This is a genomic window from Variovorax sp. 54 (assembly GCF_002754375.1).
Classification (GTDB): domain Bacteria; phylum Pseudomonadota; class Gammaproteobacteria; order Burkholderiales; family Burkholderiaceae_C; genus Variovorax.
In genome coordinates this window covers 724,757-740,019 of the sequence record NZ_PEFF01000001.1, presented here as the reverse complement: position 1 = coordinate 740,019, position 15,263 = coordinate 724,757, and the positions used below count along the sequence as shown (strand labels likewise).

Below are 15,263 nucleotides of genomic sequence, written 5' to 3'. Positions count from 1 at the left end.
CCGAACTTTCGTGCTGCGCGTGTCGGTCGCATCCCGTGAGCCCGGTCTCTTCTCCAGAACGGTTTTTCTCTGGGGTATGACATGAGCAACAAGACATTCCGCCGCGCGCCGATCGCGCACGCCGCCGCCCTCGCGCTGGCCATGGCGGGCCTGGCGGGCAATGCACAGGCGCAGCGCGCCTTCAGCGCCGCATGGATGGCGCAGAAGAACGTGGCGCAGGGCACGGCCGCGGTCACGGGCTACCTGCCGAACGGCACGCCGGCCTCGATGCTGACGAACCCGCTGGCGCAGCAGCAGAAGGCCAACGAGCAGCTGCGCCAGTCGCTCGGCAACCTGGGCCTCGCGGCGCAGGCGATTGCCGCGCAGCAGGCCGCCCAGGCCGCCGCGCGCGCCGCTGCGCAGAACGACCCGTCGGTGCCCGACGGCCTGGCCGACGGCGGCCTGAAGGTCGACACGAATTCGCTGAGTGCCGGCTGGCTCAATGCCCGCGCGCTGAACCGCGACTCGCAGCAGCAAGTCAACGGCCGCACCGTCGTCACCGTGGAGCAGACCGGCGACAAGGCCATCCTGAACTGGGAGACCTTCAACGTCGGGCGCAACACCACGGTCGATTTCAAGCAGCAGGCCGACTGGGCGGTGCTCAACCGCGTCAACGATCCGAAGGCGCGGCCGTCCCAGATCCAGGGCCAGATCAAGGCCGACGGCACGGTGCTCATCGCCAACCGCAATGGCGTGGTGTTCAGCGGCACCAGCCAGACCGACACGCGCAACCTCGTGGCGGCCGCCGCGCACATCGGCGACGACCAGTTCAAGGCGCGCGGCATCTATTCGAACGACACCGCGCCCAGCTTCACCACGGCGAAGGACGACCTGGGCAAGGTCGAGGTGAAGGCCGGCGCGCGGCTGACCACCAAGGAGCCCGGTTCCGTCACGCAGGGCGGCGGCTATGTGCTGCTGCTCGGCAAGGAAGTGGCCAACGCCGGCGAGATCGCCGCGCGCAAGGGCCAGGTGCAGCTCGCGGCGGGCGACAGCTTCGTGATCCGCAAGGGCGTGGGCACCGAGGCCAACGCCTTCTCGACCACGCGCGGCAATGAGATCGCGCCGCAGTTCGTGGCCGACAGCACGTCGGGCAAGGTGAGCAACACCGGCCTGCTCGTGGCGCGCGAAGGCGACATCACGCTCGCCGGCCGCGATGTGCGGCAGGACGGCGTGGCGCTCGCCACGTCCACGGTGTCCGCGCGCGGCACGGTGCACCTGCTGAACTCGGCCGCCGACACGCGCGGCAACGTGGCGCTGGGCAGCGGCGCGGTCACTGCCGTGCTCATCGAAGACGACGGCAAGGCCAGCGCGTTCGACAGCCAGCGCGACGCGCTCCTCAAGGAGTCGGCCGCGCAGGACACCGCACGCGCGCTCGTGCCGCCGGGCCTCTTCGACAACCTCTCGCGGCTGTCGGACCGCCGCGACCAGTCGCGCATCGAGATCGTTTCGGGCGGCGACATCCGCTTCGAGGGCGAGTCGCTCACGCTCGCCACCGGCGGGCAGATCGCGGCCAGTGCCACGCGCCGCAGCTTCGTGGCCGACAAGGCGCGCCTGGACGTGTCGGGCGCGGTCGGCGTGAACGTGACGATGGAATCCAACAACGTCAAGGTCAGCGTGCAGGGCAACGAGACGCGCGACGCGCCGCGCAACCGCGAGAGCGGCACGCTCTTCAACAGCGACGTGTGGATCGACCGGCGCAAGCTCGTGCGCGTGGCGCCCGGCGTGGGCGGCTACGAGGGCGAGCGCTGGTACGCGGCGGGCGGCCTGCTCGAGGTCGGCGGCTACCTGGGCAACCAGGGCCACGGCATCGGCGAATGGGCCGCGCAGGGCGGTACGGTGGTGCTCGGCGGCGCCGAGGTGCTCACGCAGGCGGGTTCGAAAGTCAACCTGTCGGGCGGTTCGCTGAACGTGCAGACCGGCTTCCTGAACCAGACCTGGCTCAAGGGCAGCGACGGGCGCCTGTACAGCCTGGACAAGGCCCCGTCGGACATGCTCTTCGACGGCGTCTACAAGGGCTTCGAGGCCGAGCACGCGCGCTGGGGCAAGAAGACGACCGACTACTTCTACAACCCGCTGATCGCGCCGCAGCGCGTGCTGGAAAACGGCTACACGGTCGGTCGCGATGCGGGCCGGCTGGTGGTGAGCGCGCCCACGGCAGTCCTCGAAGGCGACATCGTCGCCGAGGTGTTCAACGGCGCGCAGCAGACGCGCGCACGCGATGCCGCCATGGACGACAGCTACCGCCAGTCGCAGACGGCAGTGGCGCGCGGCGGCGTGCTGGCGGTGGGGCGCTACGGTGCGCTGGGCCGCATCGACCTGTTCGACACCGACGTGCGCTTCGGCGACGTGGCACCGATCACGCAACAGATGGCCGCGGCCGACGCGCTGGCCGCCGACCGCATCAACACGCTGTGGCTCGATGCGGCGCACCTGAATGCGCAACACCTCTCGGTGCTCGACATCGGCACGCGCGGCAGTGTGACCACCGAGAAGGCGCTCACGCTGGCCGACGGCGGGCGCATGAACCTGCTCGGCGCGTTCATCGACATCGGTGCCGACGTCACGGTGCGCGGCGGCACGCTGGAGGCCGGCAATGTCTTCCTGTCGCCGGTGGCCGGGTCGGTGCCGCGTGCGCTCACGCAGGAGAGCGGCTCGCGGCTCCGGGTGCGTGACGGCGTCACGCTCGACCTGCGTGGGCGCCGTGTCGATGTCGGCACATCGCCCGAAGACACGGCCAGGCTCGCTGCCATCGACGGCGGCACGGTGCGCCTCGAGTCGACGCACGGCGTGACGATCGGGCAGGGCAGCCTCATCGACGTGTCGTCGGGTGCAGCCTTGTTGGCCAAGGGCAAGCAGCGGGGCGGCAAGGGCGGCAACGTGTCGCTGGTGGCCGACTCGGCCGCCACCAGCACCGATGCGCAAGGGCGCTTGTCGCTGGACGGCGAGATCCGCGGCCATGGCGTGAACGGCGGCGGCACGCTGAAGATTGAAACGGGGAACGCGCTGCTCATCGGCCTCGACCCGGCGTTGTCCGACGCAACGCAGCTCGTGCTCGACGCGTCGCGCCTGCAATCGGGCTTCTCGACCTACGACCTCAATGGCCACGCGGGGCTCACGGTCGCGCCGGGCGCACAGCTCGACGTGGTGATGCCGGTCTACGGCATCGCGCCCGGGGCCGGTGCCGACCACGAAGGCGGCATCGCGCTGCAGCTGTGGACGCCGCCGCTGCTGCAGCAGGATGCGGTGAACCGCCAGGTCGTGCAGCGCCAGGGCGCCGACCTCGTGCTGCGTTCGCAGCGCCGCGTCACCGAAGGCGGCAACGTCGGCGTCGGCGCGGGCGCGGTGGTGACGGTCGACGCGGGCCGTTCCATCCAGCTGCTCGGCGGCGGCAAGAGCAGCTTCGTGGTCGACGGCCGGCTCAACGCCTGGGGCGGGCGCATCGGCATCGACATCGAGGCCCCGGCCTTCACGATGCCCGAGAGCCCGTCGCTGCAGCCGCACCAGCGTTCGGTGTGGATCGGCGAGAGCGCGGTGCTCGACGTGGCAGCGCGCGCACAGATCGGCGTCGACGACGACGGCCGCCGCTACGGCACCGTGCGCAACGGCGGCACCATTTCCATTGGCGGCGCGCTCGACTGGGAAGCGAAGGGCGTGGCCCATGCGCCCGACCTGGCCCTCATCATCCGACCGGGTGCGGTGCTCGATGCCTCGGGCGGCCATGCGCGCACCGACGTGCCGGCGGCTGGCAGCCTGTGGCGCGAACTCGACGTGGCCAGCGACGGCGGCAGCATCGTGCTCAAGTCGGCGCACAGCCTGTACCTCGACGGCACGCTGCGTGCCCACGCGGGCGGCGCGAATGCGGCCGGCGGCACGCTTGCGGTGGCGCTCGAAAGCCCGGTGTTCTCGAAGTTCTTCGGCCCCGACGACGCCGTGCGGCGGGCGCGCGAGCTGGTGCTGTCGCAGACGCAGCAGCCCAGCGGATTGCCCTCGACCCTCCAGCCGGGCCATGCCGACGCGGCGCTGGACTACGGCAAGGGACGCTTGAGCGTGGACCAGGTGCAGGCCGGCGGCTTCGGCAACCTGTCGCTGCTGGTCAACGGCCTGCTGAGCTTCGACGGCAACGTCGACCTCACGACCGCGCAGAGCCTGCGCCTCTACGCCGGCAGCTTCGCGCTGGCCGACAGCGCCGCGACCGATTCGCACGTGCGGCTTGCTTCGTCCTACCTGCGGCTGGCCGGCGTGACCGGTGCGCCCACGAAGGACGGCGAGGTGGTCTACACCACGACCTGGCGCCACGGCGCATCGACCCGCACGAGCGAGGCGGTGTTCACGGCCGAGGCCGACCACATCGACATCCGCGACCGCGTGGGCTTCGGCGCGCACGGCGAAATCGCCATGACGGCCGGCCCCGCGCTGGTGGTCGACCGCCGCGGCTTCGACACCGTGAACATGACGAGCCGCGGCGACCTGCGCCTGCTCGGCGGCACGCCCGCGCTCGGCCTGCTCGGCGCGACCACGACCGAGCTGGCGACGATGGGCGACCTGACGCTCACCGCCGCACAGATCTACCCCGCGACCGGCGCCAATGCGCAGATCCGCGCGGGCTACGACACCGGCCGCGTGCTCGACATCCGCCGCCAGGTCGAAGGCGACGTGGCCATGCCGCAGTCGGTGTTCGGCATCCTCGCGCTCGGCGGCGACACGGTGCGCCAGGGCGGCATCGTGCGCGCCCCGCTGGGCAACCTCATCGTGGGGCAGGACGGGCGCGGCACCTACGAGGCGCGCGCCAGCCTGGTCGACCTGCTGCCGGGCAGCATCACCTCGGTCAGCGGTGCCGGCTTGGTCATGCCCTACGGCGGCACGACCGACGGCATCGGCTACAGCGTCGCGGGCACGCCCATCGACAAGCGCGCCATCGGCAGCAGCGGCATTTTGCTCACGGGCGACAGCGTGGTCGGCCAGGCCGGCGCGGTGCTCGACCTGTCGGGCGGCGGCGAGCTCACGGGCGCGGGCTTCGTGAGCGGGCGTGGTGGCTCGGTGGATGTGCTGCGCACGCCACTGGCCAATGCCAACCCGGCCAACACCTTCAGCAAGGCGGGCAACGGCGTGTACGCCATCGTGCCGGGCTTCCAGGGCGGCTATGCGCCGGTGTCGCCGGACGCAGGCGCGGGCGAGCCGGCCATCGGTCGACAGGTCACGCTCGACCACGACGTGGGCGGGCTCAAGGCCGGCACCTACACGCTGCTGCCTTCGACCTACGCGCTGCTGCCCGGTGCCTTCCGCGTGGAAGTGGGCGCGCCCAGCGCGCTGCCCGCCACGCCGCTGCCGGCGGGCTACGGCTCGTACGTGGCGAGCGGCTACCTCGGCGTGGCGAACACGGCGGTGAAGTCGTCGCTGGCGAGCCCGCTGGTCGTCACGCCGGCGGCCGTGGTGAAGCAGCACGCCACCTACAACGAGATGGGCTACGACGCCTTCGTGGCGGCCGATGCGGCACGCCGCGGCGGCGTGCGCGGCGAGATCGCGGCCGACGCCCGCAACCTGCAGCTCGACTACTTCTATTCCAAGCCGAAGGACGGCGTGTCGATGCTGCAGTTCGACGGCACGGCGCTGTTCAACCCGGCGGCCGGCAGCGCAGGCTTCGGCGGCACGCTGTCGATGACGGCCGTCGCCCTCGAGGTGACGGCGCCGGGCGCCGGGCGCACGACCGGGTTCGGGGGCGCGTCGGTGCAGGCCGACCAGCTCAATGCCTTCGGCGCGCCGCGGATGATCTTGGGCGGCCGCATCGATCTGCCCTATGCCGACAACTACGCAACCTTCAAGTCGAACACCGGCCACGTCGTCGTGCGCAGCGGCGCAACCTTGCGTGGTGCGGAAATCTTCCTCGTGGCCGGCGGCTACGGCGACGGCATCCAGGTGGAGCAGGGCGCGTCGCTGAACACGCTGGGCGCCGGCGCGCCGGCCTATGACTCCACCGACGGCGTGGTGTTCTCGGCCGGCCGGGGCGCGGTGCTGGGGCTGTCGAACGGCTGGATCAACCTGCTGCCGCCCGTCCCCGAGGCCGTGCCCGCCACGATCGAGGTCGGCGCGTGCCCGAGCGGCGCCTGCACCGGCCAGACCACGCTGTACGGCGAGGGCACACTGGCCGTGGCCACGAACCGCTCGTTCACGATGGCCGACACCGTGCGCTACGGCGCCAAGAACCTGCTGCTGGCCGTGTCCTCGGTCAACCTGGGCAGCGACGCGGCGCTGCAGCAGGCCTCTGCCAACGGCCAGCTGCCGTCGGGCCTGTCGATGAACCAGGGCATCCTGGCGAACCTGCTGGCGGGCAACAAGGGCGAGGGCGTGCCGGCGGTCGAGACGCTGGTGCTGAATGCGCGCGAGTCGGTGAACATCTACGGCGCGGTGTCGCTGGACACGCTGGACCCCACCACCGGTGTGTCGTCCATCGAGCGCCTGGTGCTGGGCACGCCGGCCATCTACGGCTACGGCGGCGCGGGCGACACCGCGAAGATCACGACCGGCGAATTCATCTGGACCGGCCTCACGCCGCGTCCGCCCGGCAGCGGCGAAATCTTTCCCGGCGAGAACGCACCGGGCGGCGCCATCGGCAGCCTGCTGGGCCACGGCACGCTCGACGTGTCGGCCGCGCGCATCGTGCTGGGCCATGCGCCCAACACGCAGCCCGACGCGGGCTTCTCGGCAGACCGCCTGGCGCTGGGCTTCGGCACCGTCAACCTGAACGCGAGCGAGCGCATCACGGCCAACGCCAAGGGCACGCTGGGCGTGTACGAGCAGCAGGGCGCGTACGTGACCGGCAAGGGCTACGACTACAGCGGCGGCCAGCTGAACCTGCGCGCGCCGCTGCTCACCGGCGAGGCCGGCTCGAACAACCGCATCACGGCGGGCGGCGACATCGTTGTCAGCGCACCGGCAGGCGCACAACCGGCCGGCGACGTGCCGCTGGGCGCGCAACTGACGCTCACGGGCCGCAACATCACCATCGACGGCACGGTCGGCCTGCCCTCGGGCAAGCTGCAGCTCACGGCCAGTGGCGACGTGACGCTGGGCGCGGGGTCGCGCATCGACCTCGCGGGCCGCGCCGTGAAGTTCTTCGAGCAGACGCGCTACAGCCGCGGCGGCGACCTCGAAGTGACAAGCACCGCGGGCAACATCGTGCAAACCGCAGGCTCGGTGATCGACCTGTCGGCCACGCACAACCGCGGCGGCACGATGCAGGCGACGGCACTGGGCGCCGGCGCGGGCCGCATCGACCTGGGTGGGCGCATCCTCGGCACGGCCAGCGGCGCCTACGACGCGGGCGGCACGGTGGTGCCGTACGACGCCGCAGAGATCAACGTGCGCGGCCAGACCGTGGCCGACTTCGCGGGCCTGAACACGCGCCTGAACGAAGGCGGTGTGATCGGCGCGCGGCGCTTCCAGATCAAGCAGGGCGACCTCGCCATCGGCGACGAAGTGAAGGCGCGCGTGGTCGAGGTCACGGTCGACGGCGGCAGCCTCACGGTGAACGGCCGCATCGACGCGAGCGGCTTCCAGCCCGGCGCGATCCGCCTCGCGGCCAAGGGCGACCTCACGGTGAACGGCACGCTCGACGCGCACGCCACCGGCCTGCGCGTGGACAGCTACGGCAAGATCATCGACAGCCCGAACCGCGCCATCGTCGACCTCACCAGCACGCAGGGCACGCTGACGCTGGGCAGCGGCGCGGCCATCGACCTGCGCGTGGGCACGGGCGTGAGCGCGGCGCAAGGCAACGACGGCGCATCGCGCGGCACGCTCGCGCTGAACGCGCCGCGACGCGGCGACAACGATGTGGCGATCGGCATCAACGGCACGCCCACGATCCAGGGCGCGAAGACCATCGCCGTCAACGCCTTCCGCACCTACAGCGACGCACCGCTGGCAGACGCGCCCGACGTCACGGGCCACGTGCCGCAGCTCATCACGCAGAAGTACCTCGACGAGATCGACGGCCACAGCAGCGCCTTCATCGACAAGGCGCTGGCCAACACCTCGCTCTCGTCGCGCCTCGCAGGCCTGGGCAGCTACCACCTGCGCCCCGGCGTGGAGATCGTCAGCCAGACGGCCGAGGGCGACCTCAGCGTGGTCGGCGACATCGACCTCTCGGGCTACCGCTACGGCCCGGGTGCGAACCGCAACGATCCGGCGCGGCGCGGCTTCGGCGAGCCCGGCGTGCTGGTGATCCGCGCGGGCGGCAACCTCAACGTCTACGGCAGCATCAACGACGGCTTTGCGCCGCCGCCGGCCACGCCCGACGACAAGGGCTGGTACCTCACTGAGCAGCGCACGAAGTTCGGCTCCCCGTTCACGCCCGACGGCGGCGACATCGTCGTGCCGATCGACGGCGTGGTGCTCGACAAGGGCACCGTGTTCCCGAAGAACGCGCTGCTCAACTACGACGTGCCCGCCGAAGCCATGGTGCTGCCGGCCGGCACGGTGCTGCCGGTGACCGCGACCCTGGGTGCGGCCTACACGTTGCCCGCCGGCACGGTGCTGCGCGCCAACGTCTACAACGCCGACGGCAGCATCCGCCTGAAGGCGGGCACGGTGCTGGGCGAGGCCGTGACGCTCGACAGCGGCATGCAGCTGGGCGCAGGCACCGCGTTGCGCGGCGAGGCCAGCGTGCAGGCGATGGTGTGGCCCAAGGGCGTGCGTCTGCCGGTCGCCATGAAGGCCGACGGCACCATCGCGCTGGCACGCGGCGCGCTGATTCCGTCGATGACCGATGTGCAGCTGCCGGGCGACGCGGCCGTGAACCTGCGGCCCGAAGTCGACGGCGTGCAGGGCCGCAACTGGGCCGTGGCGCCGATGCTGGGGCAGGGCGCGACGAGCTGGAGCCTGCAGCTCACGGCCGGCGCCGACCTGGACTCGGCCGACCGCCGCGCGGTCGACCCCGCGAAGCACGGCGCGCTCATCCTGGCCGACAGCCACGCGATGTACAACGTCAGGCTCACGCCGGGCGGCAGCGGCTTCGTGTGGGGTCCGAACGGGCCCATGTGGGGCCACGACGAGGGAACGCCGATGGACCCGCTGGATTTCGAGGCGGGCTACTGCGACTGGGGCGGCGAGGGCACCTGCAAGGTCGACCCGGCGCGCCTCTCCTATTTCTGGGGGCCCAACGGCGCCGACTGGGACCCGAGCTTCGTCGAGGGGGCGCCGGTCTCTCCGGAGTACGTCGTCATCTGCGAGTGGGGGCCGGGCGTCTGCACGACGGTCATCAACCCCGTCAAGGACGTCACCAAATACACGCCGCTGTCGCCGATGTTCAGCGTGCTGCGCACCGGCACCGGCGACCTGGGCCTGGCGGCGGCCGGCAACTTCGTCATGGAGTCGCCGTTCGGCGTCTACACGGCCGGCACACGCTCCGCGCCGCTGCTCGACGCCAACGGCCTCGACCCCTTCAACCTCGCACGCGGCAAGGCGGTCGGCGGCTCGGTGATCGGCCCGCAAACGGCGGACTACAGTGCGGCGCTCGCGGCCTACCAGGCCTGGTACCCCGAGCACGGCGGCAACCTCGACATCGCGGTGGGCGGCAACGTCGTCGGCGACGTCTGGGGCCACTTTTCGGGCGAGCGCGCGCAGGCGCCGAGTGCCGCGGTGGGCAACTGGCTGTGGCGCCAGGGCTCGGGCACGGCCCTGGCCGGCAGCGACCGCATCGCGACGTCGTGGTGGATCAACTTCGGCACCTACGCGCTGCCCGCCGGCGTGCAGTTCAGCACCGACAGCAGCCCGGAGCCCTACCTCGTGGGCTTCACCGGCATGGGCACGCTGGGCGGCGGCAACCTCACGCTGCGCGCGGGCGGCGACGCGGGCCTCACCACGCGGATGGGCGAAGGCCAGATCTGGCAGCGCAGCGAAGCCATCGTGGCGGCGGTCGGCAGCACGGGCCGTGTCGATGCGAACGGCCGGCTGACGCTCACGGGCGGCGGCGACCTGCAGCTGCGCATCGGCGGCGTGGTCAACCCGAACCTGGCCGCTGCGCAGTACGCGAGCTATGGCACCAACGCGCAGTACCAGGACCTCAATGGTGCCCTGGTCAACCTGCGCGGCGCGGCCAACGTGTCGGCCTCCGCCATCGGCGGCGTCGAGGTGCGCTACCGCAAGGCCGAGCGTTCGATTCCGGGTCAGGAAGGCGATGCGATGGACACGCGCCCGATCAACCCCTTCGTCCCGACCATCGGCATCGGCAACGCCGGCATCGTGCTCGTGCCGGGCGATTCGGCGATGTACCTGGACACACCGGGCGACCTGGTGCTCACGAGCGTGGCCGACGCGGGCCGCGCGCGGGTGCCGAACAGCTCGGGATTCAAGCTCGGCGGCACCGAGTACGGCATCGGCCAGGGCTGGTTCACGCTGTGGACCGACCGCACCGCGATCAACCTGTTCAGCGCCGGCGGCAACCTCACGCCCGGCACCGACCTGGCCAACCTGCAGCCCGGCGGCCGGTACCTCGGCAGCATCAACATGAGCGACAACGTCACGGTCTATCCGTCGATCCTGCGCGCGACGGCGGCCTCGGGCAGCCTGTACTACGGCTTCTCGGCCACGCCCGCCACGCAGGCGCCGGGCCGCGCGCTGGTGCTCGCGCCGTCGCCGTCGGGTGCGCTCGAGTTCCTGGCGGGCAACTCGCTGTTCGGCGGCGGCTATCCCGTGGGCATGTCGGGCGCGGTCACGCCGCTGCCCACGCCGTGGGCGCCCGCGTTCGTCGGCTACGACGGGTCCCAGCGGCCGGTGGTCTACAACACCAGCCCGGAGGGCTCGGTGACCGGGTCGCTCGGCGTGCCGAACTACGGAGAGGTCGACCGCTATCCGCTGTTCGCCTTCGGGCCGGACACGCTGGGCCCCCGCGCGCTGCACGCGGCCGACGCGCCGCCCTCGCTGTTCTATGCGGTCCAGGGCGACATCCTGGGCCTGGCCAGCGGCACGGCGCGCAAGGTGGATTCCAGCGGCCAACCCGTGCCCGAGACCTGGTACCGCTCGGCCGCACCGGCGCGCATCCGCGCCGGACGCGACATCGTCGGCACCGAGGCGCTGATCGTGAACAACGACGCGCGCGACGTGTCGCTGATCGAGGCCGGGCGCGACATCCTGTATGCGAACGTGCAGGTCGCCGGTCCCGGCGCGCTGGAAATCTCGGCCGGCCGCCACATCACGCAGGACGACCGCGCCAGCGTGGTGAGCCGCGGTGCATTGGCAGAGGGCGACACGCGCCCCGGTGCGAGCATCGCGATGATGGCCGGCATGGGCCCGATGGGCGTGGGTGGGCCGGACTTCTCGGCCATTGCCGACCGCTACCTCGACCCTGCGAAGCGCGCCGAGTCGGGCCCCGGCCAGTCGCTGGCCAGCCAGCCGGGCCGCGTGGTGAAAACGTATGACACCGAACTGGGCGCATGGCTCAAGGAGCGCTACGGCTTCGTCGCCACCAGCGCCGACGTGAAGGAGCCGGGCAGCGCGCTCGCGTACTTCAAGGCGCTGGCGCCCGAACAGCAGCGCGTGTTCCTGCGCGGCGTGTACTTCGCCGAGCTGCGTGCGGGTGGCCGTGAGTACAACGACGTGGACGGCCCGCGCTACGGCAGCTACCTGCGCGGGCGCGGCATGATCGCCACGCTGTTCCCCGACCTCGACGCGGCGGGCCAGGAGATCGTGCGCACCGGCGACATCATCCTGTACGGCCCCTCGGGCGTGCACACCGACTTCGGCGGCGACATCCAGATGCTCGCGCCGGGCGGGCAGATCGTGGTGGGCGTGCAGGGCGCGGTGCCGCCGGGCAGTGCGGGCGTCATCACGCAGGGCATGGGCCACATCCAGCTCTTCAGCGAAGGCAGCCTGCTGCTGGGCCTGTCGCGCGTGATGACCACCTTCGGCGGCGACGTGCTGGCCTGGTCGGAGCAGGGCGACATCAACGCCGGCCGCGGCTCCAAGACCACGCTGGTCTACACGCCGCCCAAGCGCGTGTACGACAACATCGGCAACGTGAAGCTGTCGTCGCAGGTGCCCAGCTCGGGTGCCGGCCTGGCGACGCTGGCGCCCATCGCCGAAGTGCCGGCGGGCGACATGGACCTGATCGCGCCGCTGGGCACCATCGACGCGGGCGAAGCGGGCATCCGCGTGTCGGGCAGCGTGAACCTCGCAGCCTTGCAGGTGGTGAACGCGGCCAACATCCAGGTCAAGGGCGAGTCGGCCGGCCTGCCGGTGGTGGCGTCGGTGAACGTGGGCGCGCTGACCAACGCCAGCGCGGCGGCTTCGCAGGCCACGGCAGCGGCGCAGGACGTGATGCAGCGTGAACGCGCGGCGGCACGCCAAGCCTTGCCGTCGGTGTTCTCGGTGCGCGTGCTGGGCTTCGGCAACGAGCCTGCGGACGGTGCCGCGGCGCCATCCGATGCGGGCCGTGCGGCGGCGCGTCCGGTGGGCTACGACGAGCACAGCCCGGTGCAGGTGCTGGGCCGCGGGCCGCTGGGCGATGCGCAGAAGACGAAGCTCACGGCGCAGGAGCGACGTTTGCTGGGGCAGTGAAGGCAGGGCGCCGATGGCGGGCGCTTGTCGAAGGCGCCCGTCCATGCCCACCCGAGCCGCGTCGCGCTGTGCACGGGCGACGGCGTTTGATGTTGACACTCCCCCACGGCCACTGGTGCGAATCGTCGCGGACGTCGACGTTTCTCAAGCAACCTGCACCGTGGGTTCCTTGTAATCAGAAAGTCATCGATCGGCGTCACCATGTCGGCTTCCCGAATGGTGTATGTTCTTTGCCCCACCGACTTGCCCCCTCGCATGCGACTCGCGCCTTCAACGTGGGTGTGATGGCCCCCGAGGCAACACGCCGGACAAAGATCGATCAAGGTGCGTGGCCGGGTGGCGCAATTGAACGGCCGCGTTGTCGCGCTGTGCATGTGGTACGGGCTGCTGACATCGATGTCGACATGGGCGGCCGACGAATCTGATGTGCCTTCAAAAGCGGAGCATTCCGCCGCGATCGCTCCCCTGATCGAATTCAACATTCCCGCCCAGCCGCTGTCGCTTGCGCTCAATCGCTATGCGTCGCTCACCTCGCGCGCCACGCTGTTTCGCAGCGAGCTCGCCGCCGGTCGGACATCGGGAGGCGTCCAGGGGCGCTACACACCCGAGGCCGCCTTGTCACAGTTGCTGGAGGGGACCGGCCTCGTGTTCGAGAGGATCGACGACGGTCCAGCAAATGCTTTCGTGCTGCGAACGGCCGGTTCTTCCGCCGTTTCCCTGCAGGCGGCCCTGGCCAGCGCCGGTGACTATCCAGGCCTGTTGCAGCGCCGAATCTGGGACGCACTGTGTGCCAGCCCGCCCGCCGAACCCGGCCGCTACCGCGCCTTGCTGCGCTTCCAGGTAGATGAGCGGGGCCGGCTCTTTCAGGCCCGCTTGCTCAACTCGACGGGCGACGCGCGCCGTGACAAGGCCCTGCTGAATGCGCTCGACGGCGTGCGCATGGGTGCACCGCCGCCCACCGGCATGCCGCAGCCTCTGACCATGCTTGTCTTGCCAGACGATCCGGCTGCCCCTCGGGCGGAGCGGCGTTGTCATCGCGACACGCCGTCCTGATCACGCATGTCCGACAACGCGCAGCCGGTTCTGCTGGACTACCTGACCAAGCGCTATGGCGAGCTCAAGCTGCGTCTGGCGCGGGTGCTGCGCAACGCCGACCTTGCGGGCGACGCGCTGCAGGACACCTGGTTGCGCCTGCAGAGCCAGGAGGACGAGGGTGCGGCGATCCAGAGTCCGCGTGCCTACCTGATGCGCATGGCGGCCAACGCCGCGGTGGACATCCAGCGTCGGCATGGCCAGTCGCTGCCGCATGAAGATGTGAGCGCGTTGCTCGATCTGGCGGATCCCGCGCCGGGTCCGATGCAGGTTGTCGAAGCGCGCTCCGATCTGGGCGTCCTGGTCAGGTTGCTGAATCAGCTGCCCCAGCGACAGCGCGAAGTGATCGTGCTCGTGCGCTGGGAGGGCATGCCGCAGAAAGAGGTGGCACGAAAGTTGGGCGTTTCGCTGCGCACGGTCGAGATGGATCTCAAGCGCGCCCACGACTATCTCGATGTGCGGATGCTCCATGCAAAAAAATAATTGCGGTTTCCTGGAACCTCGAAACGTCATAGCGCATACACAAGAATTACCGTGGCAGATCAGGATGACAGCATGAAGACGCAGGTGCGTCGCGACAACAGCGGAGTTGCCCCTCAAGACGTGCGGCAACGGCAGGCGCGCGTGTGGCTGCGCACGTTGACTTCAGGGGACGTGAAGCCATGGGACGCCGAGGCTTTCAGGCGCTGGCTGTCCGCGAGCCCTGGAAACAAGGAGGCCTTTCACGAGGTCAGGCAGCGGTGGGCGGCGCTCAAGCCGGGTGTGGGAGCGCTGTTGCGCACCGACCCGCAGGCTGCGGGTTTCCATGCGCGCACACTGTCCGGCTCGCCGTTCGGGCGCCGCGCTTTTCTGGGCGCGGCTGTCGGCGCGGCGGCGGTGGCCGGCATGGCCGTATGGCATCCACCAGCCAGGCTGTGGCCTGCACCCGGGGAGTGGGGCGCGGACTTGCGCACCGCCACTGGCGAGCAACAGGCGCTGACCTTGGGCGACGGCGTCCACATCACGCTCAATACGCAGACCAGCATCCGGCAACGCGTCGCGAGCGAAGGCGCTGTCGGCATGGACTTGCTCGCCGGTGAGGCGGCTGTCGACATGCCGGCCCGGAGGGCCCCCTTCAGCGTCATGGCGGGCGAGGGACGCACCCTCGCCGAGGTGGGGCACTTCGAGGTGCGCTATCTGGCGGGCAAGGTCCGCGTGACGTGTGTCGAGGGCTCCGTGCGCGTCGTGCACCCCGCCGGGCAGCGGATGCTCCAGGCGGCCCAGCAGTTGGTCTACGACGCGGTTTCGGTCAGCGGTGTCGCGGGCGTCAACACGGCGGACGCATCGGCTTGGCGAAAGGGTGAACTGGTGTTCAGCAACACGCGGCTTTCTGACGTGCTTGACGAGATCAACCGCTACCGCGCGGGGCGCGTGGTGCTGCTGAACGACAACGTGCGCAACAGCCCGGTCAGTGGCCGCTTTGTGATCAAGGCGTTGGACTCGGCGCTGTCGCAGTTGCAGCATAGCTTCGACCTGCACGCGCGCGCGCTGCCCGGCGGCCTGCTGTTGTTGAGCTGACGCGGCGACAAGAAGGCCGAACC

The 15,263-nt window shown here is 70.9% G+C and carries 4 protein-coding genes; all 4 read left to right on the top strand.

What is annotated here, in order from left to right:
* Window positions 1-81 precede the first annotated feature (81 nt).
* A complete protein-coding gene (locus tag CLU95_RS03295) occupies window positions 82-12,591 on the top strand; it encodes a filamentous haemagglutinin family protein (protein WP_099790405.1) in 12,510 nt (4,169 codons plus the stop codon).
* A 336-nt stretch (window positions 12,592-12,927) separates the two neighbouring features.
* Window positions 12,928-13,644, top strand: a complete 717-nt coding sequence (locus CLU95_RS03290) for a TonB family protein (RefSeq protein ID WP_143605935.1) — start codon at window positions 12,928-12,930, stop codon at window positions 13,642-13,644.
* A gap of 6 nt (window positions 13,645-13,650) precedes the next feature.
* Window positions 13,651-14,166, top strand: coding sequence for an RNA polymerase sigma factor (locus CLU95_RS03285; RefSeq protein WP_099790401.1), 516 nt, complete (start codon window positions 13,651-13,653; stop codon window positions 14,164-14,166).
* Window positions 14,167-14,238: 72 nt separating this feature from the next.
* Window positions 14,239-15,240 carry a FecR family protein gene (locus CLU95_RS03280; RefSeq protein WP_143605934.1) on the top strand — a complete coding sequence of 334 codons (1,002 nt, stop codon included), beginning with the start codon at window positions 14,239-14,241 and terminating at the stop codon, window positions 15,238-15,240.
* The last annotated feature ends 23 nt before the right edge of the window (window positions 15,241-15,263 follow it).

Coding starts and splice junctions, on each gene's coding strand:
- CLU95_RS03280 (WP_143605934.1), top strand. CDS start 14,239: ATGAAGACGCAGGTGCGTCGCGACAACAGCGGAGTTGCCCCTCAAGAC.
- CLU95_RS03285 (WP_099790401.1), top strand. CDS start 13,651: ATGTCCGACAACGCGCAGCCGGTTCTGCTGGACTACCTGACCAAGCGC.
- CLU95_RS03295 (WP_099790405.1), top strand. CDS start 82: ATGAGCAACAAGACATTCCGCCGCGCGCCGATCGCGCACGCCGCCGCC.